The organism is Albibacillus kandeliae (assembly GCF_003116585.1).
In the GTDB taxonomy this organism is placed as follows: Bacteria; Pseudomonadota; Alphaproteobacteria; order Rhodobacterales; family Rhodobacteraceae; genus Albibacillus; species Albibacillus kandeliae.
Map to the genome: position 1 here is coordinate 348,622 of NZ_QEHM01000007.1, position 20,978 is coordinate 369,599.

Here is a 20,978-nt window from a genome sequence, read left to right on the forward strand (position 1 = left end):
GACGACAAAGCCTCGGAAAAGGCCGGCCCTCGGGACCGGCCTTTTTCCTTGCCTTGATCAACCGCGATAAAAGACAGCGCCCGAGAACAGCTTGCGGGCCGTCCGGTAGACACTGCCGCTGATGGCCTCCCACTGCCCTCCGCGCTCGGCAGCCTCAGCATCCACGAGTATCGTCCCCGAGGGATGCGAGAATGTCAGCGGACCGGAAGCGGTGGAACACACCTCAGCGACCACCGTGCCGGGCACCCTCGCGGCCAGCGCAAGGCAGATCGACCCGGTGATCGGCACCGCGCGATGTGGCTGCTCCATCGACAGCATCCGCACCATCAGCGAAACCTCTTCGGCCGCGATCATCGCACCCGACAGGCTGGTCGCGTCGACCGGAGCGCCGACGATGGCAACCTTGGGAATGCTCGGAATGCGCCCCGCCGCCTCCAGACTGGCCGCCAGCCCCATCCGGACAGACCCGGCGCGGCGGATGTCCTCCATCCGGCGCATGAACGCCGCATCCTTCGCCAGCGCCTCGGGTGCCTCGGCCCCGGTCTTGCCGAGGTCCGAAGCCGTCACAAAGACGCAAGGGTTGGCCGCATCCACAAGGCTCGCCCGCACAGTGCCGTCCGGGGTCTCGAGCGCGTCACTGGGCGACCCCGTCGGCAACAGGCGCCCCGTCTTGGCGCCACCGGGCGCAAGAAATTCCAGCCGGATCGGCGCGGCGGTTCCGGCCACGCCGTCGATCGCCAGCGCTCCCTCGGCCTCCGCAGCCCCGTCCCGCACCGGGAAATGGCTCACGATGATCTTGCCTGTATTGGTGTTGTGGATTCGCACGCGCGCCGTGCCATCCGGGGGAAAGGCGACATAACCGAGGTCGATGGCCGCCGGACCGACAGCCGAGATCATGTTGCCGCAGTTGCCGCCGTAGTCGACCGGCCCGGGCCCGACGGGTACCTGTCCAAAGGTGAAATCCACGTCCGCATCCTCGCGGCTCGGCGGTGCCAGGACACAGACCTTGGATAGCGAGGAAATGCCCCCGCCCATGCCATCCAGCTGACGTCCGTTCGGATCAGGCGAGCCCATCGCGGCGAGCAGGATCGGCTCCCAGTCCGCGCGGCTGCCGGGCAAGTCCTCCGCCCGAAACACCAGCGCGTTCGACGTTCCGCCGCGCCAGAAACTCGCGGGCACACTCTTCAGGCTCATAAGGCGTCAGGACCCTTCGTAGCGCGCGCTCAGGGCATCGATCTCGGGCTTGCCGACCAGCCTCTGGCGCTCGGAAAAGCTGGCGAGACGGTCAGAGACTTCCGACAGGGAACCGGTCCGCAGCAACGAACCGAGCACCTCGTGCATCGCCTTGACCGATGCCTGAAGCGCCGCGTTGGCATAGAGCACGCAGGAGAAACCGGCGTCGCGCAATGCGTCAAGCTCCATCATCGGGGTCTTGCCACCGACGACAAGGTTGATCACCTGCGGCGCGGGCAGCTGACCGATCGCCTCGATCTCCTCCCGTGTCTCGGGGGCCTCGACAAAGATCATGTCGGCCCCCGTCTCGATCATCTGGTGCGCACGGTCCATCGCGGCCTCGAAGCCATCGACCGCGCGCGCATCGGTCCGCGCGACGATCATCAGGTTCTCGTCCTCGCGCGCATCAAGACAGGCGCGCAGCTTGCCCAGCATCTCCTCGACCGGAACCACACCCTTGCCCGAGAAGTGACCGCATTTCTTCGGAAAGATCTGGTCCTCGATCTGGATGGCGGCGGCCCCCGCCCGCTCCAGTCGGCGCACGGTGTGATAGGTGTTCAGCGCATTGCCGAACCCCGTGTCCATGTCCACCAGCAGCGGCAGATCGCAGACATCGGCGATCCGCCCGGTCGCTTCGACGAGGTCGGTCGCGGTGACGAGGCCAAGGTCCGGCAGGCCCAGCGTGGTGTTGGTGAGGCCCGCGCCGGTCAGGTAGACCGCCGAGAACCCCAGATCCTGGATGATCCGCGCGGTCAGCGGGTTGGCCGCCCCCGGCAGCAGTTCGGCAGTTCTGCTTTCCATCAGGGCGCGAAACGCGGCGCGGCGGGTGCGCAGGTCAGTGTGAATGATGCCGACGGGCGAGTTGTATTTGTTATCTGGCATGGCCTTCTTCCGGCTGAACGTTCCGGAAGTATGAGCGCCGGATAATCTTTGTCAACTGTTGACATTTTTCACTTCGCATCACCCTCAACGGATGATGCATTCTTGCAGGGCGCTTATTCGGCTGCCTTGTTGGCGCGCGGCAAGGCCCAGAGCGGCGCCCGGTCATCCGACACGACAGCCCCTCCCGATCCGACCAACTCGTCGATTTCCGCCCCGTCAAACCCCAGCTCCGCGAGGATCTCTGCGGAATGCTCACCCAACAGCGGCGGCGGCACCGCCCTCCCCTCTCCGCGTAACAGGGCCGGGACCGGCAGGTCTGGCGCGTGAAAGGCATAGCCCCCGAAATCAAACGAGGCGATCTTGTCCCCGGCCCGCGCCTGCGGCGTTGCCAGCACCCGATCCAGCGGCAGAACCTCGGTGAATCCGACCCCGGCCTGCCCAAGCATGGACGCCAGCGATTCGTAGTCGTGTGACATGATTCTCTGGGTCACCGCCCCTTCGACCTCCGGACGACGCGCGCGCCGCTGGCGCAGGGTCGCAAGCTCGGGGTCCGGCTCCAGCCCAACGGCAAGACAGAATCGCCGCCAATGCTCGTCGGTCAGCATGACGAGGTACATCCACCGCCCGTCCGCCGTCTGGTAGGCCCCATAGCCCGGCATGGAGAACTCTGCCGAAGGCTCCTGTTCGGGGCGACCGAGCAATTGAGACTTCAATTCCACCCCCAGCAGATCGCGCGCGGCGATGTGCAGCCCCGTCTCGTACAGGCCAATCTCGATGTTCCGCCGCTCGGGCGCACCATCGGACATCAGCGCCGAAAGCACGGCAATGGCTGCATAACACCCCGCGAACTGGTCATGATACGAAGGGCCCATGCGCGCGGGTTTGCCCTCGGGCCGGTTGTAGTACATCACGCCCGTGGCCGCCTCGGCGATCGGATTCGACGCCACCTGCTCCTCCAGCGGGCCCGCTCCGTATCCCTTGATATGGCAGAAAACGATGTCGGGATTCAGTGCATTGCACGCCTCGAACGTCACGCCGAGCTTGCGTGCCGCAGACGGTGAAAGGTTCTGAACCACGATGTCGGCGCTGGCCACCAGTCTGCGAAAGGCCTCGCTGCCCGCCGGCGTCGCCATGTCGAGACAAAGGCTCCGCTTGCCGCGATTGAAGGCCAGGTAGCTGCCACTCGGACCGCCCCTGACCAGTTTCCGGGTGGTTTCACCCGCGGGCGGCTCGATCTTGATGACCTCGGCGCCCAACTGATTCAGGATGTGGGTGGCGAAGGGTGCGGCAATCATGCTGCCCAGTTCGATCACCGTCTTGCCCGAGAGGTTTCCGGATATCATGCATAATTCTCCTGTGTTCCCGGGGCATGGAGAAAGGATTCTCTCGCCCAGAAGGATTTTCCTTGTCATCCATATAATGCATAATGCATTATCTTAACGTCAAGAGCGCGCAGCCTGCGCCTATCGACTGCGAAATCTTGAAAGGAAAGCGAGTCTCTTAAAATGTAGATTGTTGACACTATGCCGTTATGATGCATCATGCCCGCGTCGCCAACGATCGGCATAGCCGCAGCGCAGAACGACAAATTCTCAGGGAGGAGAAGAAATGCTAGACAAGATTTGGAAAGGCTCCGCACGAGGGATCGCGGTCGCCGCCGCCCTCGCGGCCGCGCCCGCCCTTGCCGAAACCGGGATCGACACCGAGAACAAGGTCGTGACCATCGGGGCCTTCACCCCGATCACCGGTCCCGTGCCCTTCTACGCCACGCTGACCCACGCATCCGAAGCCTACTTCAAGATGCTGAACGAGAGCGGCGAAGTCGACGGCTGGACCTTCAACTTCATTACCAAGGACGATGGCTACGATCCCGCTCGCAGCGTCGCGGTGGCCCGCAGCCTGGCGGAAGATGACGGCATCTTTGCCCTCGCCGCACCGCTCGGAACCGCGACCAACGTCGCCGTGATTCCCTATGCCAACGAAGCCGGCGTGCCGATCATCGGCCCGGTCGGCGGCGCCAGCGCCTTCTTCGTTGAACCGAATGTCTTCCCGCTGCTGCCCGACTACGGCTGGTCTGCCGGGGCCTCGGCGGAGTATGCCGTCAACGGTCTGGGCCACAAGAAGATCGCCCTGCTGTGGGAGAACGACGAACTCGGCAAGTCGGCCAAGCGCGGCTTCGACCTCGTGATGAAGGACCTCGGCATGGAGCCAGTCGAGTCGATCCCGTTCGACGTCAAGACCACGAGCTTCAGCGCCCATATCCGCCGCGTCCAGAAATCCGGTGCCGAAACGGTGGTGCTCTACGGCTCCAACGCCAACCTCGCTGCCGCGCTCAAGGCGGCGGATCTGCAGGGCGTCGACGTCGCATGGTTCGCGCCCTTCTTCACTGCCGATCCGTCGACCCTCAAGCTGGCCGGCGATCTGCTGGACGGCGTTTACTTCTCGTCCTGGCTGCTGCCGGTGTCGAGCGACGAACCCGAGGTCAAGGCTTACCGCGACGCCGTGGCCAAGTACTATCCCAATGACCCCGTCGGCGTTCTCGGCCTGAACGGGTGGAGCAACGCCGCCCTGTTCCACAAGGGCTTCCAGCTCCTGCTCGACAGCGGCGAGGAGATCACCCGCGAGAACATGGTCAAGGCGATGAACACCATGTCCAATGCCTCTGTCGGCGGCGCCCGGGGCGTCACCTTCAGCGCGGACGATCATCGCGGCACCCGGCAGGAAGGCATCATCCAGTACAAGGACGGCGAATTCGTCCTGGTCCGCGATTTCCAGCCCTACCCTGCCGTCGCCTTCGACGTCGCCAAAAGCGAGTAACGCGCGCACATCTCCCCGCCGGCCCGATGCCGGCGGGACTCACTTCAATACCCAGGAAACGGGGAATCCCATGTCCTTCATCCCAGTCAGCGCGCCCGCACGGCTCGACGGCAAGATCGCGCTGGTCACCGGCGCAGCGGGCGGCATCGGCCGCGCCACCACCCTGGCCCTGGCAGAAGCCGGAGCGACCGTGATCGCAACCGATATCGCAGACAGCGCCGAGTTCGAAAGCAACCGCATCCACTATCGCCGCTACGACGTGACCTCGCGCGACGAGTCCCGCACCATCCTGTCCGAGACGAAGGAAGAGCATGGCAGCATCGACGCGCTGATACTCTGCGCCGGAACCATCTCGCACAAGCACCTCGTCGACTCGACCGACGAGGAATGGCGCTCGATCCTCGACGTGAACCTGATGGGCGTGGTCAATCCGGTGCGAGAGATCTTCCCGATGATGGAGGCGCAGGGCTTCGGCAAGATCGTCGCACTCGGCTCCATCGCCTCCAAGATCGGCGGCGTTGCCTCCGGGCCTTCCTACGTCGCCGCGAAATCGGCGGTGCATGGCCTGATGAAGTGGGTCGCCAAGAACGGCGCGGCCAAGGGGATTTACGCCAGCGTGATCGCCCCTGGCCCGGTGGAAACCCCGATGTGGGAAACCGTGACCCAGCGCGCCGCGCCCTCGCCCAACGGCAGTGTGCCTCTGGGCCGTTTCGGCCAGCCCGAGGACATCGCGCAGGCCATCCTGTTTCTCGCCTCGCCTGCCTCGAACTGGATCACCGGCACCGTTCTCGACGTGAACGGCGGGATGTTGATGGACTAACACCATGAAGACGACCGACACCATAGGTTTCATCGGGCTTGGCGTCATGGGCGGCCCGATGTGCCGCAACATCGCGACCAAGCACCCGGGCCGCGTCCTTTGCTTTGATCTCTCCGCCGATGCGCTTGCGGCCCTGGCAGACACCAAGGCCGAACCGGTGGACACGGTCGAGGCGCTCGCCGCTGCCTGCGATATCATCTGCCTTTCGCTGCCCGGCGGGCCGCAGGTCCAGAAGGTGGCCGCACTGATCGCCGCCACCGCCGCTCCGGGCACCGTAGTCGTCGATCTTTCGACAACCACGGTCGCCTCGGCGCGCGAAACCGCCGAAACGCTCGCCGCATCGGATATCGCATTTGCGGACTGCCCCGTCGCGCGCACCCGCGAGGCCGCGCAGCAGGGCAAGCTCAGCATCATGGTCGGCGCCGATCCCGCGGTCTACGAACGCATCCGCCCGGTGCTGGACTACATCGCGTCCGACGTCACCCACGGCGGCGCGGTCGGCGCGGGGCAGGTGCTGAAGCTGGTCAACAACATGCTGGTCTTTGCCAACACCGTCGCCCTCGCCGAGATGATCGTGCTGGGGGAAAAGGCGGGGGTTACCGCCGAGACCCTGCTCGACGCCGTGTCGAAGGGCTCGGGCGACAGTTTCGTCCTGCGTAATCACGGAATGAAGTCGATGGGTCCGCGGCAGTTTCCCGACAGGTCCTTCCCGCCCGAGTACGTGCTGAAGGACATCGGCTATGTCTTCGACCTCGCCGCCGACACCGGCGTGCGGCTGCCCGCAGCGGCACGGGTGCGCGACTATTACGAGGCATCGGTCGCCAACGGGATGGCCGGCAAATACTTTCCCGGCGTGATCACGCTGGTCGAGAACGGCACCATGGAGGAGAGTTGATGACGTTCTGGGACACCCTGCTTTACGACCTGTTCCCGCTGATCTGGTCGGGCATGATCACCGGCTGCCTTTACGCGCTTGGCGCGCTGGGGCTGGTGATGATCTTCAAGTGCTCCAAGGTGGTAAACTTCTCGCACGGGAACGTCGCGGGCCTGACCGCCTTTCTGGTCTACGGCCTGTCCTCCGGTGTGCTGCTCTCGCTGTCTTGGGGCGCGGCGGTGATCGTCGCACTGCTTTGCGCCGTCGCCATCGCCTTCCTGATCTACGCGATCATCTCGCCGCTGGTGTTCGAGAGCGACCTGACCTCGACCATCGCGACTCTCGGGTTCGGCCTGATTGCCCAAGGCGTCACGCTGCTGCTATTCGGCGCCGACATCGTCGCGCTCGACCTGCCGATCCCGCGCTTTGCCTTCTCGGTCTTCGGACTGCTGGTGACGGGCTATGACCTGACCGTGCTCGCGGTCGCCGTCGTGACCATTGGCGCACTGTTCATCGTGATCGACTACACCAAGCTCGGCATCGCCTTCCGCGCCATCTCCGAAAACCCCTTTGCCGCCGAGGTCTGCGGGCTCAACCTCCGCTCGGTCCACCTCTTCGCCTGGGTCACCGCCGCGATCCTCGGCGTGATCGGCGCGTTGCTGATCGTGCCGACGACCTTCCTGAGCGTGACTACCGTGGCCACCTTCATGCTGCAGGCCTTTGCCGCCGCCGTCATCGGGGGCTTTGCCAGCCTCCCCGGCAGCCTTGTCGGCGGCATCCTGATCGGGGTCCTGATGAACCTCTTCACCTTCTACGTCTCGCCGGAGTTCTCAAGTACCTTCCTGCTCGGCATCATCCTTCTGGCGCTGAACATCTTCCCCAACGGCGTTCTTCAACGCGTAGGAGGCAGCCGTGTCTGATCAGGCCCAACCCCTCTCGAGGACGATCCCGATGACACAGCGCCTTCAGGACATCGCCGCCAGCAGCATCGCCAGCTGGATTCCCGTGGCGATCCTCGCCGCGCTGCCCTTCATCGTCGGCGGCTCGTGGACCTTCACGCTCGGCCTCTGCTTTGCGAACTCCATCGGCGTCCTGGCGGTGTCGTTCCTCGTGCGCTACGGCGGCGAGGTATCCATCGGCCACACCTTCTTCACCGCGCTCGGCGCCTACGCAGTCGGTGTCCTCGACACCCGCTTCGGGGTCTCGCTCTGGGCCAGCGTTCCGCTCGCCCTCCTTCTGGGTGTATCCCTCGGGATCGCCTTCGCCTGGCCCTCTCGGAACCTGCACGGCATCTACCTTGCAGTCACCACGCTGGCTCTTGCTCTGGCCGTCCCCGAGATGATCAACAACCTCGACTGGATCACCGGCGGGTACGAGGGGCTCTACGTCTCCACCCCGCTGGTTCCCGGCGTCGAGATGGGCCTCCAGCGCTACTACCTCGGGCTCGCCATGCTGGTCGCGGTTGCCGCTGCGGTCGCCCGCTTCCGCCTGTCGCGGCAGGGCATGACCCTGTTGCTGGCCAAGACGCACCCGGCCGCGGCCGATGCCTTCGGCACACGGCGGGTCTGGGCCCGGATCGCCGTCATGGGCATCAGCGGCGGGATCGGCGCACTCTGCGGGGCCACGCTGGCCTTCTCCGGCTCCACCGTCTCGCCGGGCGGCTTCACCTTCTGGCAGGCGATCTTCCTGCTGGTCGGATCGGTGGTCAGCTTCTACGGCTTGTCGCTGGTCCGCGTCCTGATCGGCGGCGCCTTCGTCACATTGGTGCCCCAGCTCCTCTCGGCCTCGGGCGCATGGATCCCGGTTTTCTACGGCCTCTCGCTGCTCGGCATGATCCTGCTGGGTCACTACCTGCCCCGCATCCAGAAAACGCTGGCACGCCGCAAGGGAGGCGCATGATGGACCAGGTCACCAACGCCCTGCGCGGGGACGGCATCGCGCTCTCCTTCGGTGGCATCAAGGTGCTGAAGGGTCTCGACGTCGAATTCCGCGCCGGAGAAATCACCGGGCTGATCGGCCCCAACGGTGCGGGCAAGACGAGCCTGTTCAACTGCCTGACCGGCGCCTACCGCCCTCAGCATGGCTCGATCACCTACGCCGGGACATCGCTCGACGGGCTTCCACCCGCCGCTCGGGCCGGCAAGGGCATCGTGCGCAGCTTTCAGCATGTCGCGCTCTGCCCGGACCTGAGCGTCCGCGAGAATGTGATGATCGGCGTGGCCCGCAACTATTCTGCCGGATGGGCCAGCGCCTTTCTCCCGCTCAGCGCAGGCCGGAAGGAACGGCAGGACATGGCCGCCGCCGCCGACCGCGTGCTGGCCGACCTCGGCCTCGCGGACTCGGCCGATCTCCTGCCCTCAGAGCTCCCTCCCGGCACCCAGCGGCTGGTTGAGATCGCCCGCGCCATCGTCGGCAAGCCCTCTGTCCTGCTGTTGGATGAACCAGCGGCCGGGCTGAACAACTCCGAAACGCGCGACCTGATGAAGGTCCTGCGCAAACTCGCCTCCACCGACCTCGTGCTGGTGGTGGTCGAACACGACATGGATCTCGTGATGTCGATCTGCGACCGCATCTACGTGCTGAACTTCGGCGAGTTTGTCGCCGTCGGCACACCCGAAGAGGTTCGCGGCAACGAGGACGTGGTCCGAATTTACCTGGGGAGCGATGACGATGAGTAACCTGCTCGAGGTCCGGAACCTCACCGTGAGCTACGGCACCGGGGCCCCCGCAGTCGACAGCATCAGCTTTTCCGTCGCGGAGGGCGCGGTCGTCGCTCTGCTCGGCGCGAATGGCGCGGGCAAATCGTCGACCATGAAGGCAATCTGCGGCGTCATCCCCGCCTCGGGAGAAGTCGACTTTGCCGGTAGCCCGATCACCGGCGACCCGGCGCGGCGGCGCGTCGCCAAGGGGATCGTCTATGTCCCCGAAGGCCGCGAGATCGTCGGCGACCTGACCGTGCGCGAAAACCTGGTGCTCGGCGGTTACCAGAAATCCGCCGCCGAGCGGCGCCAGCGAATGGACATGGTGCTCGACCTCTTTCCCGAGATCGCGGAAAAGGCCAATCGCTCCGCCTGGCGGCTCTCGGGTGGCGAGCAGCAGATGCTCGCCATCGGGCGTGGCCTTGTCGCCGACCCGAAACTCCTGCTGCTCGACGAGCCCTCGCTCGGCCTTGCCCCGCTCCTCGTGCGCAGGGTCTTCGACCGGCTCGCGGTGATCCGGAAGGAAAGCAACCTCGCCATCGTGCTGGTGGAACAGAACCTCGCGGTGACCATGCGGCTCTGCGACGAGTTGCACTTCCTGCGCGGAGGCCGGATCGTCGGCCATCGCAGCGCCGAGGCGCTCAGGGACAAGACCGCGCGGCAGGAGGCGATCGACGCCTTCCTCGGAGCCGCGGCGGCCTGAGGGGAAGACAATGAAGACCTGGGAAATCTACGCCATCCGGCACGCCACCAACGACACCCGCACCCGCGGCGTGAACTTCATCAGCGACCCGGACCCCACTGCCCTGCTGACGCTCGACTTCTTCTGCTGGGTTCTCAAATCCGGCGAGGACATCATCGTCGTCGATACAGGGCTTGACCCCGCCAAGGGCGCCCGCAACGGACACAGGCAGGTGATGAGCCCGCCCGACGGCTGGGCCGCGCTCGGCGTGGACCCGGAGAAGGTCGAGACCGTGGTGCTCACCCACGCCCACTACGACCACCTCGGCTATCTCGACGCTTTGCCCAACGCCCGCTTCCTGATGCAGGCCGAGGAAATGGCCTATGTGACCGGGCCGTGGATGGAAAAACCGACCTTCCGCCATGCCTACTGGCCCGACGAAATTGCGCGGCTGGTGCATTATCTACACGAAGGCCGCCTGCACCTGCACGGACGCGACCACGAGGTCGCCCCCGGCGTGACGGCGCATTGGGTCGGCGGCCATTGTGCCGGGCAGGAGATCCTGCGCATCCATACCGCGCGGGGCTGGGTCGTTCTGGCGTCGGACGCGCTGCACTATTACGAGGAATACGAGCGCGGCATTCCCTTTGCCGTGGCCTTCAGCATCGCCGAGATGATCGCCTCGCACGACCTGATCCGGGATCTGGCCGACAGCGACGATCACGTCCTGCCCGCCCATGACCCGCGCCTGCTCGACCTTTACCCGGCCGCCGCGCCGGGGCTCGAAGGGCAGGTGCTGCGTCTGGATCTTGCGCCCGGGGCGCAGCGATGAGAAAGTGCAGAATGCACCTTTTCCGTCATTTTTCCGGGGAGGGGAAAAATGAACATGGACGGCAGCTTGAAACACCAGACCAAGGAAGAGCGGGTCGCGGACTTTCTGCGAGAAGGCATTATCTCCGGTCAGTTCCCGCGCGGATCAAAGCTCAAGCAGGCCCAGATCGCCGAAATGATCGGGACCTCGATCACGCCCGTCCGGGAAGCGATCAAGCTTCTCGAGGCAGAAGGCTTTGTCCTTGGCAACTCGCATCGTGGTGCGGTCGTGGCTCCCTTCGACATCAACGCGACCGAAGAAATCACCGACCTGCGGGTCACGCTGGAATCGAAACTTGGGCTGAAGGCCCTTGGGCGGCTCACCAACCGCGACCTCGACGCGCTGCGCAAGATGCAGGACGAGTTCGAGGCCGCGTCGAAGGCCGGAGACCGGGACGCGGTGCGAGCCATCAACTACCGGTTTCACGAAACCATCTACCTGGCCGCCGATCTGCCACAGACCCTGCGCTTTGTCCGCACGCTCTGGGCGCGCTACCCCTTCGACCTGATCAACAAGCTCGATCACCGGATCGACCGCGCCTCCCAGGAACACCGCGAGATGCTCAATGCCCTGATCACCCGCGACGAGGCCGCGCTGCTGTCGTCCCTGCGCACGCACATCCGCGCCGGCTGGGACGAGTTCAAGGCCAGCTATACCGAATAGCCCGCGGCGCCGCCCTGGTGTCCGGGTCTGATACCCCAGGACACCCGAAAGGAGCCCGCGATGCCCTCTGACACCATACTTCTCGTCATGGACATGATGAACGACCTCGTCCACCCCGATGGCGTGGGCGGCAAGAGTTACGTGCCCCTGATGCAGGAGCGTGGCGTCTACGAGGCAACCCGACTGGCGATTGCAAAGGCGCGCGCCGCCGGGGTCATGGTCGGTTATGTCCGGGTCGGGTTCTCACCCGACTATGCCGAATGCCCGCCGGGCTCGCCCGTGTTCTCCAAGGCAAAGGAGAACGGGCTGTTCAAGCTCGGAGAATGGGGCACGCAGGTCCACGAGGATTTCGCGCCCCAGCCCGGCGATCCCGACATCATCAAGCACCGGGTCAGCCCCTTCTACGCCACCAAGCTGGAACCGCTGCTGCGCGCACAGGGGATTCGCCGTCTCGTCCTGTCGGGGGTCTCCACCAATGGCGTGGTCTCCGCCGCCGTGCGCGAAGGCCACGACCGCGACTACGCCTGCGTTCTACTCGAAGACTGCTGCGCCGGGGCGACCCGCGACGAGCACGAGCACGCCATGTCCGGCCTCAAGCGCTATGCCCAGGTCACCAAGGCCGCCGAATTCGACTTCTGACCATTATAATGCATTATAATGTCAAGAAGGGCGCCCCAGCTGCGCCCTTCTTTTGCTATCTGCACTCAGTTTTTTGCAAATAATATAGACTGACGGCAAATTACGCCGCTTGACGCCTCAAAAAATAATGCATTATATGAAATGCATCACATGGTGCCACGACGGCACGATCATCACACAGCCAGGGAGGCACCACCCGTGACCACCGCAGAGAAAATCAAGGAAGACGACACCAAGGGCATGGGCGGCGCCCCAGCCGAAGGAAAGATCACCGACGAGGCCATCGCCGCCGCGAAGGACATGATCGGCCTGCAGCTGCGCCCCGAGGGCCCCTACCTTCAGGACGCAACCTCCGACACGCTGCGCAACTGGTGCAACGGCATCGGCGATCTCAACCCGCTCTACCGCGATACCGGATACGGTGCGGCCAGCCGGTTTGGCACGCAACTGGGGCACCCGATGTTCCCGATGGCGCTCGGCTGGATCGGCCGCACCCGCTGGGGCCTTCCGGGGGTCCACGGCTTCTACGCCGGGAACGACTGGGAAATCTTCCGCCACATCCGCCCCGGTGACCGGATCAACGCGATCGAGCGCGTGATCGGCATCGAGGAGAAGGAAAGCAAGTTCTCCGGCCGTCTGGTCCTGCAGTATGTCGAGGCGACCTATTACAACCAGCATGGCGACATGCTCTCCCGCGCCCTCGGGACCTGCACCCGCCACGAACGCAAGGCGGCCCGGGACGCAGGCAAGTACAAGGACATCACGACCCACGAATACACCCAGGCCGAGTTCGAAGAGCTCGACGCCTGCATCATGGAGGAACCGTCGAAGATCCGCGGCTCCAAGGTGCGCTACTGGGAAGACGTCACCGAGGGCGAAACGCTCGACACCATCGTACGCGGCCCGCTGTCCCTGATGGACACCATGGGCTTCCTCGTCGGCTCCGGACGCGGCCATACCCACGGGGTCGTGTTCCAGAACGCGATGAAGCACCCCGGCCACTTCTTCCGCAACCCCGAGGCCGGCGGCGGCATTGAATACACCGGCATCGGCCATCACCGCGAAAGCACCGCCAAGGAAGTCGGCGTGCCCGGCGTCTACGACTATGGCCCGCAGCGGTCGTCGTGGATGGCCTCGCTCGTCACCAACTGGATGGGCGATGCGGGCTTCCTCAAGCGCGTCCGCACCGAGATGCGCCGCTTCAACACCATGGGCGACAGCACCTGGTGCAAGGGAAAGGTCTCCAGGAAATACATCAAGGATGGCCACGCCCTCGTCGACATCGAGATCTGGGGCGAGAACCAGCGCGGCGAACTGACCACTCCGGGCGTCGCCACCGTGGCGCTTCAGTCTCGCGACCCGAGCCTCCGCGTCTTCCTCGATTGCGGCAACCTCGAACTCGACCTCCCCGTGGTCCGCTAAGGAAGGGACCGGCCATGACTGCCCCGAAGCCCCTCGCAGGTATCCGAGTCGTCGAACGCGCCACCGGCGTGGCGGCGGCTCAGGCGGGCCGCCTGATGTGCCTGATGGGGGCCGAGGTCATCATGGCCGAACCTCCGGGCGGCAGCCCGCTCCGGCAGGAGCCACCCCTCCTGCCCGGTAGCGACAGCGCGCTGTTCACCTTCCTTGCCACCGGCAAGCGCAGCGTGACCTGCGACCTCGACCAGCCGGACGACCGCGCGGCATTCGATACGCTGCTTGCCTCGGCCGACCTGCTGATCGACGACACCGCCCTGGCCGACCGGGCCAGGGCAGGGCTGGACCAGGCCCGTATCTCGCAGCGGCACCCGCACATCGTGCACCTCTCGGTCCTGCCCTTCGGCGCCTATGGGCCCAAGGCGGATTGGCTGGGCGAGGAGCTGACGCTGGTCCACGCGGGCGGAGAGGGCTTTTTGCTCCCCAATGGCCTCTCCGCCGACCTCTTTCCCGACCGCCCGCCGCTCAAGATCGCGGGCCATTTCGCGCAGATGCAGGGCGGCGTTGCTGCCGCCTTCACCGGACTCTCGGCACTCTGGGCCGGGGGCGGCCAGTATGTCGACGCCTCGGTGCAGGACGCCAACGTCGCGGTCGGCGCCTTCGCCATCCAGCGGTTCGGCGACGGATCGGTCGAGCATCGCCTGACGCGCTCCTTCCGTTTCGGCGGCGTCATCGAATGCAGCGACGGCTATGTCGAATTGCTGACCCTTGAGGAACGCCAGTGGCAGGGCCTCGTCAAACTGCTGGAAGCCGACGACTGGGCCGCCGACCCGGACCTTGCCGACGCCGTGGGGCGCAGCGCCCGTGGCGACGAGATCAACCGCCGCATCCGCGATTGGGCATCACACCGCAAAGTCGCCGACCTCGTGGCCGCGGCGCAGGAGCTAGGGGTGCCGATGGCCCGCTACAACGACGCCGCGCAAGTGTTGTCCGGCGCACAGGAAACCGCGCGCGGCATCTTCCACGAAGTCGCCGCATCCGGAGGCACCGTGAAGGTCCAGTCGCTCCCCTTCCGCTTCGACCCCGATGCGCTGCCGGTCGACTGCCCTGCCCCCGCGCCCGGTGCCGATCAGTCCCTGCTGGAAGAACCCGCGCAACGGAGGGCCAGTGCATGACACCTCTGTCCGGACTGCGCGTCGCCGATTTCACCGTCCACGCGGCGGGTCCCTTCTGCACCCATATGCTCAGCCAGCTCGGGGCGGAGGTGATCAAGGTCGAAACCGCGCTGCGCCCCGACATCTTCCGCAAGTCCCATGCCGTCTACGGGCGCAAGGGCCCGGCCACCTTCGACCAGGTCTCGTCCAACAAGCTGTCGGTGCGGCTGAACCTGAAACACCCCGACGGCATTGCCCTCGCCAAGCGGCTGGTGGCGGTGTCGGACGTCGCCGCCGAGAGTTTCCGGGCCGGCGTTATGGAGAGGCTCGGCCTGTCCTACGACGACCTGCGGGCGGCCAGGCCCGACATCGTCATGGTTTCGGTCTCCTCCTCCGGGCAGACCGGTCCGGAAAGCCACTTCGCGGGCTACGCTCCGCTGTTCGGGGCCTGGGGCGGCCTCGGTCATCTCAGCGGGCACGCCGACGGCCCGCCCGTCGAGATGCGCCACGTCATGGACCATTCAGTCGGCATGAACGCCGCGCTCGCGACAATGGCCGCGCTGCTGCAACGGCGGCGCACCGGCCGCGGCTGCCACGTGGACGTCGCCGCGCGCGAGGTCGCCTCCTCGCTGGTCGGCGACGCGCTGGTCGCGGCATCGGCAGGCATCACGGTCGAACGGATGGGCAACGGCGATCTGCGCCGCGCCCCCCACGGGCTGTATCCGACGCGCGACCCCGACCGCTGGCTTGCGATTGCGGTTGCCAACGATGCGCAATGGTGCGCGCTTGCCATGCTCATGGATCAGGCCGACCTGGCAAGCGACCCGCGCTATGCCACCGAAACCGCGCGCCACGCCAACAGCGCAACGCTCGATCCGCTGATCGCGAACTGGTCCCGCCAGAGCACAGGCGAGCAGCTCGCCGCGTCGCTTCAATCGGCGGGCATCCCTGCGCACCTGTCCTGGGCCGCCTCCGATATCGTAAGCGATCCGCACCTGCGGGCGCGTGGCGCGATCCTCGACGTTACCGAAACGGGCGGCGCCACCCGCGCCGCCGTGGGCCGCGTCGCGCGCTTTTCCGGCGATGACACGCCCGGGATCACCCAGGGCACCCCCACGCTCGGCGGTGCCGAATCCTACGTCTATGGCGAGCTGCTTGGCCTTTCGGACACCGACATTTCCGCGCTGGTCGCAGACCGCGCGATCTATTGAAGGACAGGACGTGACCACCGACACCATCGAAGACTACGCCGACGCGATCGGCCGTACCGAAACCCGCACCGAGCTCATTGCAGCAGACCGCGCCGCCGCGCTGACCGCAACACTCGACCTCGCGCGGTCACTGCAGTCCGGCGACCCGCTGCCGCCGGGCTGGCACTGGCTCTACTTCAATCCCTTCGTCGCCCGCAGCGGGCTGGGGCCGGACGGCCACCCGAAACGCGGCGGCTTCCTGCCCGACATTAAGCTGCCCCGCCGCATGTGGGCCGGCGGCCGGATCACCTATCACCGCCCGCTGACCATCGGCCAGCAGGCCGAGAAGGAGAGCACCATCCTGAACGTGGTCACCAAGTCCGGACGCGCCGGGGCTCTGGTCTTCGTCACCCTGCGCCACCGCCTGATGCAGGGCGGCGCCCTCTGCATTGAGGAAGAACAGGACATCGTCTATCGCGAGGCCCCTGCCCCGGGCGCGCCCAAACCGGCCCCGGCGCCCGCGCCCGATGGCGCCGCGCGGTCGTCCGGTTTCACGCCGGACCCGGTGCTGCTGTTCCGCTTTTCCGCCCTCACCTCCAACGGGCACCGCATCCACTACGACCGGACCTATGCGCAGCAGGAGGAAGACTATCGCGACCTCGTGGTGCACGGGCCGCTGACCGCCACCCTGCTTCAGGGTTTCGCCACCGAGGGCACCGGAACCCGGCTCACGCGGTTCGAATTTCGCGGCATGGCCCCCCTGTTCTGCGACCGGCCCTTCACGCTCGAGGCCGACGCGGTGGAGGATGGCACCCTTTCGCTCTGGGCCAGGGGACCAGACGGAGAACTCGCCATGCAGGCAAGCGCCACGGTCGAGTCGCTCCGATGAGGACTCCCCGCAGTTACCTGTTCGTCCCCGGGCACAAGCCCGAGCTCTTCGCCAAGGCCGCCACCTCGGGCGCCGACGCGATCATCCTTGACCTCGAGGATGCCGTCGGGCCGGGGCTGAAGGACAGCGCCCGTGACAGTGTTGGCGCGCACGTCAGGACTGACGAGCGAGCGGTCGTTAGGGTCAATGGCATGGACAGCCTGTGGTTCGACGCCGATCTCGACGCGCTGGCCGGGGCCGGCTGCGCTACAGTCATGGTGCCCAAGGCGACGCCCGCCAGCCTGCGGGCGGTCGCCGACCGGCTGCCCGGCACGCCGCTGATCGCCCTGATCGAGACCGCCGAGGGCCTCGCGACCGTCCGCGAGAGCGTGACCATCGCGGGGCTGTCGCGGCTGGCTTTCGGCAATCTCGACTTTGCCGCCGACCTGCGCATTCCCGACACGGGCGCACTCCTCGACCCCGCGCGGTTCGAACTCGTGCTCGCCTCCCGTCTCGGTGGTCTGGCCCAACCGGTCGATGGGGTGACGCAGGACTTCCGCGATACCGCCGTCGTCGAAGCTGACGCCCGCCGCGCCCGCACCCTCGGCTTCGGGGCCAAGCTCTGCATCCACCCGGCCCAGGTGACCGCGACGAACGAGAGTTTCCTGCCAACCGACGCCGAGGTCGACCGGGCACAAAGGATCATCGCCGCGCTGGAGGCTTCGGGAAACTCCGTGGTCGCGGTGGATGGCAAGATGGTCGACCGCCCGGTCATCGACTGGGCCCACCAGATCATGCGGCAGAGGGAAGTCGTCTGACCCCGGAGGCCTCACTTCGCGAGCTCACCCCCTTTATCCTACATTACGTAAAAAATAGGATCCTCTCCCATTTCCTCCCGTGCGGCCTGCGTATAGGATCACCAGGACACCCGGAACCAAGCCGCGAGCCTGCCGTGAAGATCTTCGTTTCCGAAACCGCCGGCGAGTCCGTCGGGGACGCCACCCTGCGCAAGCTGCGCTTCGACATCCTGCGCTGCGCCTTAAAACCGGACGAGCGGCTGCGTCTCGATCGGCTGCGCGAAGCCTATGGGGTCAGCGTCACCACCCTGCGCGAGATCCTGAACCGGCTTGTCGTCGAAGGCTTCGTGGTTGCCGAAGGCCAGCGCGGGTTCGAGGTCGCACCCGTCTACGAGGCCGACCTGCGCGACATCTGCGAACTGCGCCTGCTGCTGGAGTGCCACGCCCTGCGCCGCTCGATCGAACTTGGCAGCCTCGACTGGGAGGCGCATGTCGTGTCCGCCCATCACAAGCTGCAATCGGTCGAGGCCAAGCTGATGGACGGCGCGCCCTCTTCGGTCGAGCAATGGGTGCAGTTCGACTGGGATTTCCACCACGCGACGATCTCGGCCTGTGACATGCCCGCGCTGATGACCACCCACTCGAACGTGTTCGACCGCTACCTGCGCTATCACCTTCTGGCGCTCGATTTTCGCGGCAAACCGGCCGCTGACGAGCACCGCCGTCTGCGTGACCTCGTCATTGCCCGCGATGCCGAGGCGGCGGTTACCTTGCTGACCTCGCATGTTCGGGCGGGGATGGAACACATCCTCGCCACCGGCAAGTTCAGCTGAAGACTAACACGCCCGTTCGTCGACCATCTCGCGTAGGATCCGTACCGCGTGGGCATAGCCCCGCGCGCCGGTGCCCGCCATCACGGCGGTCGCGACCGGCGAGACCAGCGAAGTGTGGTACATCGGCTCGCGCTTGTGGACGTTGGAGATGTGGAACTCGATCATCGGGTGCGGGTACATCTTGAGCGCATCCATCACCGCCATCGAATAGAAGGTGAACGCCGCCGGGTTGATCAGCAGGGCCGAGGACTCGTCGATGGCCTCGTGGATCCAGCCGATCAGCTCGGATTCCGAATTGGTCTGGCGAAAGACCAGCCCCTCCTGCCCCGCAGCCGCCTTGCAGCGTTCTTCGACTTCGGCCAGCGTTGTCCTGCCGTAGATCTCGGGCTCGCGCAGGCCCAGCCGGTTGAGGTTGGGGCCGTTCAGAACGTAGAGGGGTTTGCGCATGATCTTTCCCTATGCACGCCTTGTCTGATCCGGGAAGGACGGCGCACCGCGCCCTTCCCGGCTTTCCCGGTAGTGGCGGCCCGGTACCGGGCCGCGCGTCAACTCAGAGCGCGTTGATCCGGTCGAGCATCCCTGCGGGCCAGTCCTTGGACAGGTCCGAGTTCAGGTACATCTCCTGCGCGTGCTTGCGGAACGCGTCGACGTCGGGCGTCGAGATCTTGAGCCCCTCGCTCTCGAAGAACGCGCCCAGCTTGTCCTCCTGTGCAAGATGCTGCTCGGTGCTCCAGGCGATGGCCTTGTCGGCTGCGGCCTGGAACGCCTGCTGCTGATCCGCGCTCATCGCGTCCCACGCCTGCTGCGAGATCACCAGCAGGTCATAGGCGACGAGGTGAGAGGTCCGCACGATCTGGCTCATCACCTCGTAGAACTTCATGTTCTCGACGTTCGGATAAGGGTTGTCCTGCCCGTCGATGGCCCCGGTCTGCAACCCGGTGTAGACCTCGGCATAGGCCATCGGCGTCGGGTTTGCCCCAAGGGCCGAACCAAGGAATTGCCACGCGTCCCCGCCCGGCATCCGCAGCTTGATCCCCTGCATGTCCGCCGGCGTCTTGATCTCCTTGTCGACGCGCAGCCCGACCTGCCGGGTGCCGAAGTAGGTCGGCCCGAGGATGTGGATGCCCAGCTGGTCCTCTGCCATTGCCTTCATCTCGGCGCCCGCGTCGCTCTCGAAGAACGCCTTCAGATGCGCCGCGTCGCGGAACAGGTAGGCCGAGGTCAGGATCGAGAAGGCCGGGATCTGCTTGGCAATGTCCTGCGGCGCGACGTTGCCCATCGACAGGTTGCCGCGCTGGATCGCAGTGATTTCGGTCCCCTGCTTGAACAGGTTGCCGCCGTAGTAGAGCTGCAGGCTGGCGATATCAGCCACATCCGCCTTGAACATCTCCATCATCTCGGCGCGGATGTCCTGCTGCGAGAACACCGCCGAGAAGGTCAGCTCGGGCTTGTCCTGCGCGATAACCGCCTGCGGTCCCCCAACGAAGAGTGCCGCGCCCGCGAGGGCCCCCAGCATCAGTCTCCGGTCCATCATGTTGTTTCCTCCCCATTTTGAATCATACGAATCTATCTTCGTATTATGATCATCAAAATCTAATACGATTTCGGATGCCTTGCAAACCGCGTCGAACGCGATCGATCACGTGGCTCCCCGGTCGCGATCCCGCTAGAGTGGCGCGAACAGGGAATTGACGGAGGGCAACATGACCGATCTGACCGGGAAAACCGCCATCGTGACGGGTGGACTTTCGGGCATGGGCCTCGCCATCGCCGAAGCGCTGGCCCAAGCCGGGGCGGCCGTCGCGGTCGGTTCCCGCTCGGCCCGGAGCAGCGACGATCCGGCGCTTTCCGCGCTGAGAACTGCGGGCGACCGTGTCTTCGCCGCGCCGCTCGACGTGACCGACCAGTCCAGCATCGACGCCTTCATCGCGGGCGCGGATGCCGCGATCGGCCCCGCCGACATCCTCGTCAATGCAGCTGGCATGACCCGCGAGCAGCCAGTCTGCGGCCACGACGACGCCCTCTGGAACGCGATCCTCCACACCAACCTCACCGGCGCCTTCCGGATGACCCGCGCCCTGCTGCCCGGCATGATCGACAAGGGGTTCGGGCGCATCATTAACATAGGTTCCACCGCCGCCAGCGTCGGGTGGAAGGACAACCCGGCCTACTGCGCCTCAAAGGCAGGGCTGCTGGGGCTGACCCGCTGTGTCGCCCTGGAAGGCGCGCCCCACGGGGTGACCTGCGTGATGATCAGCCCCACCTGGGTGGAAACCGACCTGATGCGCCGCGACGTGGCCGAGATCGTCCAGCGAGAGGCGCGCGGGCGCAGCGTCGAGCAGGCAATGGCGGATATCGCCTCGGAGAACCCGCAGGGCCGCATCCTCCAGACCGATGAGATCGCCGCGCTTGCCCTTTACCTGTGCAGCGATGCGGCACGCGGCATCACGATGGAGAACATTCAGGTGACCGGCGGCGCACTCTGGTAGGCGCCGCGCGGCCCGGCTTGTCCTGCGGACCGGAAAGCGCCAGAGTCGTCC

The 20,978-nt window shown here is 65.9% G+C and carries 22 protein-coding genes; 17 read left to right on the forward strand and 5 right to left on the reverse strand.

Going from position 1 to position 20,978, the window contains the following annotated elements; translation table 11 throughout:
• Positions 1–57: 57 nt before the first annotated feature.
• From DDT93_RS17450 to DDT93_RS17460, 3 genes are all read right to left on the reverse strand, one after another.
• On the reverse strand, positions 58–1,194 hold the full coding sequence (locus tag DDT93_RS17450; protein ID WP_109467141.1) for a 2-methylaconitate cis-trans isomerase PrpF family protein: 1,137 nt from the start codon (positions 1,192–1,194) through the stop codon (positions 58–60).
• 6 nt (positions 1,195–1,200) lie between these two features.
• Positions 1,201–2,115, reverse strand: coding sequence for an isocitrate lyase/PEP mutase family protein (locus DDT93_RS17455; RefSeq protein ID WP_109467142.1), 915 nt, complete (start codon positions 2,113–2,115; stop codon positions 1,201–1,203).
• A 113-nt stretch (positions 2,116–2,228) separates the two neighbouring features.
• Positions 2,229–3,527, reverse strand: coding sequence for a CaiB/BaiF CoA transferase family protein (locus tag DDT93_RS17460; RefSeq protein WP_332872703.1), 1,299 nt, complete (start codon positions 3,525–3,527; stop codon positions 2,229–2,231).
• Between the two features lie 196 nt (positions 3,528–3,723).
• Here DDT93_RS17460 and DDT93_RS17465 point away from each other — a divergent pair, with 196 nt between their 5' ends.
• The 16 genes from DDT93_RS17465 (at position 3,724) to DDT93_RS17540 (ending at position 18,438) form a co-directional block, all read left to right on the forward strand.
• Positions 3,724–4,932: an ABC transporter substrate-binding protein gene (locus tag DDT93_RS17465; RefSeq protein ID WP_109467144.1), complete on the forward strand. Its 1,209-nt coding sequence runs from the start codon at positions 3,724–3,726 to the stop codon at positions 4,930–4,932.
• 70 nt (positions 4,933–5,002) lie between these two features.
• A complete protein-coding gene (locus DDT93_RS17470; protein ID WP_109467145.1) occupies positions 5,003–5,752 on the forward strand; it encodes an SDR family NAD(P)-dependent oxidoreductase in 750 nt (249 codons plus the stop codon).
• A 4-nt stretch (positions 5,753–5,756) separates the two neighbouring features.
• On the forward strand, positions 5,757–6,647 hold the full coding sequence (locus DDT93_RS17475; protein WP_109467146.1) for an NAD(P)-dependent oxidoreductase: 891 nt from the start codon (positions 5,757–5,759) through the stop codon (positions 6,645–6,647).
• Positions 6,647–7,546: a branched-chain amino acid ABC transporter permease gene (locus tag DDT93_RS17480; protein WP_109467147.1), complete on the forward strand. Its 900-nt coding sequence runs from the start codon at positions 6,647–6,649 to the stop codon at positions 7,544–7,546. The genes DDT93_RS17475 and DDT93_RS17480 overlap by 1 nt, the downstream gene beginning before the upstream one ends.
• 31 nt (positions 7,547–7,577) lie before the next feature.
• Positions 7,578–8,525, forward strand: coding sequence for a branched-chain amino acid ABC transporter permease (locus DDT93_RS17485; RefSeq protein ID WP_109467148.1), 948 nt, complete (start codon positions 7,578–7,580; stop codon positions 8,523–8,525).
• Positions 8,525–9,304, forward strand: a complete 780-nt coding sequence (locus DDT93_RS17490) for an ABC transporter ATP-binding protein (protein ID WP_109467149.1) — start codon at positions 8,525–8,527, stop codon at positions 9,302–9,304. The genes DDT93_RS17485 and DDT93_RS17490 overlap by 1 nt, the downstream gene beginning before the upstream one ends.
• Entirely contained in the window at positions 9,297–10,028 is a 732-nt protein-coding gene (locus tag DDT93_RS17495; RefSeq protein ID WP_109467150.1) for an ABC transporter ATP-binding protein, read from the forward strand. The genes DDT93_RS17490 and DDT93_RS17495 overlap by 8 nt, the downstream gene beginning before the upstream one ends.
• Before the next feature lie 10 nt (positions 10,029–10,038).
• The gene (locus tag DDT93_RS17500; protein WP_109467151.1) at positions 10,039–10,839 is read left to right on the forward strand and encodes an N-acyl homoserine lactonase family protein; all 801 of its coding nucleotides are present in this window, start codon (positions 10,039–10,041) and stop codon (positions 10,837–10,839) included.
• A 48-nt stretch (positions 10,840–10,887) separates the two neighbouring features.
• Positions 10,888–11,541 carry a GntR family transcriptional regulator gene (locus DDT93_RS17505; RefSeq protein ID WP_198654891.1) on the forward strand — a complete coding sequence of 218 codons (654 nt, stop codon included), beginning with the start codon at positions 10,888–10,890 and terminating at the stop codon, positions 11,539–11,541.
• A gap of 60 nt (positions 11,542–11,601) precedes the next feature.
• Positions 11,602–12,180 carry a cysteine hydrolase family protein gene (locus DDT93_RS17510; protein WP_109467152.1) on the forward strand — a complete coding sequence of 193 codons (579 nt, stop codon included), beginning with the start codon at positions 11,602–11,604 and terminating at the stop codon, positions 12,178–12,180.
• A 198-nt stretch (positions 12,181–12,378) separates the two neighbouring features.
• On the forward strand, positions 12,379–13,602 hold the full coding sequence (locus DDT93_RS17515; RefSeq protein ID WP_198654892.1) for an FAS1-like dehydratase domain-containing protein: 1,224 nt from the start codon (positions 12,379–12,381) through the stop codon (positions 13,600–13,602).
• Between the two features lie 14 nt (positions 13,603–13,616).
• Positions 13,617–14,771: a CaiB/BaiF CoA transferase family protein gene (locus tag DDT93_RS17520; RefSeq protein ID WP_109467153.1), complete on the forward strand. Its 1,155-nt coding sequence runs from the start codon at positions 13,617–13,619 to the stop codon at positions 14,769–14,771.
• Positions 14,768–15,961 (forward strand): CaiB/BaiF CoA transferase family protein, encoded by a 1,194-nt coding sequence (locus DDT93_RS17525; RefSeq protein WP_109467154.1) that lies wholly within the window; start codon positions 14,768–14,770, stop codon positions 15,959–15,961. Before DDT93_RS17520 ends, DDT93_RS17525 begins: the two co-directional genes overlap by 4 nt.
• A 10-nt stretch (positions 15,962–15,971) precedes the next feature.
• Positions 15,972–16,829, forward strand: coding sequence for an FAS1-like dehydratase domain-containing protein (locus tag DDT93_RS17530; protein WP_232825495.1), 858 nt, complete (start codon positions 15,972–15,974; stop codon positions 16,827–16,829).
• Positions 16,826–17,626: an HpcH/HpaI aldolase/citrate lyase family protein gene (locus DDT93_RS17535; RefSeq protein ID WP_109467156.1), complete on the forward strand. Its 801-nt coding sequence runs from the start codon at positions 16,826–16,828 to the stop codon at positions 17,624–17,626. The genes DDT93_RS17530 and DDT93_RS17535 overlap by 4 nt, the downstream gene beginning before the upstream one ends.
• 134 nt (positions 17,627–17,760) lie before the next feature.
• A complete protein-coding gene (locus DDT93_RS17540) occupies positions 17,761–18,438 on the forward strand; it encodes a GntR family transcriptional regulator (protein ID WP_109467157.1) in 678 nt (225 codons plus the stop codon).
• A gap of 3 nt (positions 18,439–18,441) precedes the next feature.
• Here DDT93_RS17540 and DDT93_RS17545 read toward each other — a convergent pair whose 3' ends face one another.
• On the reverse strand, positions 18,442–18,885 hold the full coding sequence (locus DDT93_RS17545; RefSeq protein ID WP_109467158.1) for a type II 3-dehydroquinate dehydratase: 444 nt from the start codon (positions 18,883–18,885) through the stop codon (positions 18,442–18,444).
• A gap of 103 nt (positions 18,886–18,988) precedes the next feature.
• Positions 18,989–19,972: a TRAP transporter substrate-binding protein DctP gene (gene dctP / locus DDT93_RS17550; RefSeq protein ID WP_109467159.1), complete on the reverse strand. Its 984-nt coding sequence runs from the start codon at positions 19,970–19,972 to the stop codon at positions 18,989–18,991.
• Between the two features lie 169 nt (positions 19,973–20,141).
• On the opposite strand from dctP, the gene DDT93_RS17555 reads away from it, so the two are divergent.
• A complete protein-coding gene (locus tag DDT93_RS17555) occupies positions 20,142–20,927 on the forward strand; it encodes an SDR family NAD(P)-dependent oxidoreductase (RefSeq protein WP_109467160.1) in 786 nt (261 codons plus the stop codon).
• Positions 20,928–20,978 lie beyond the last annotated feature (51 nt).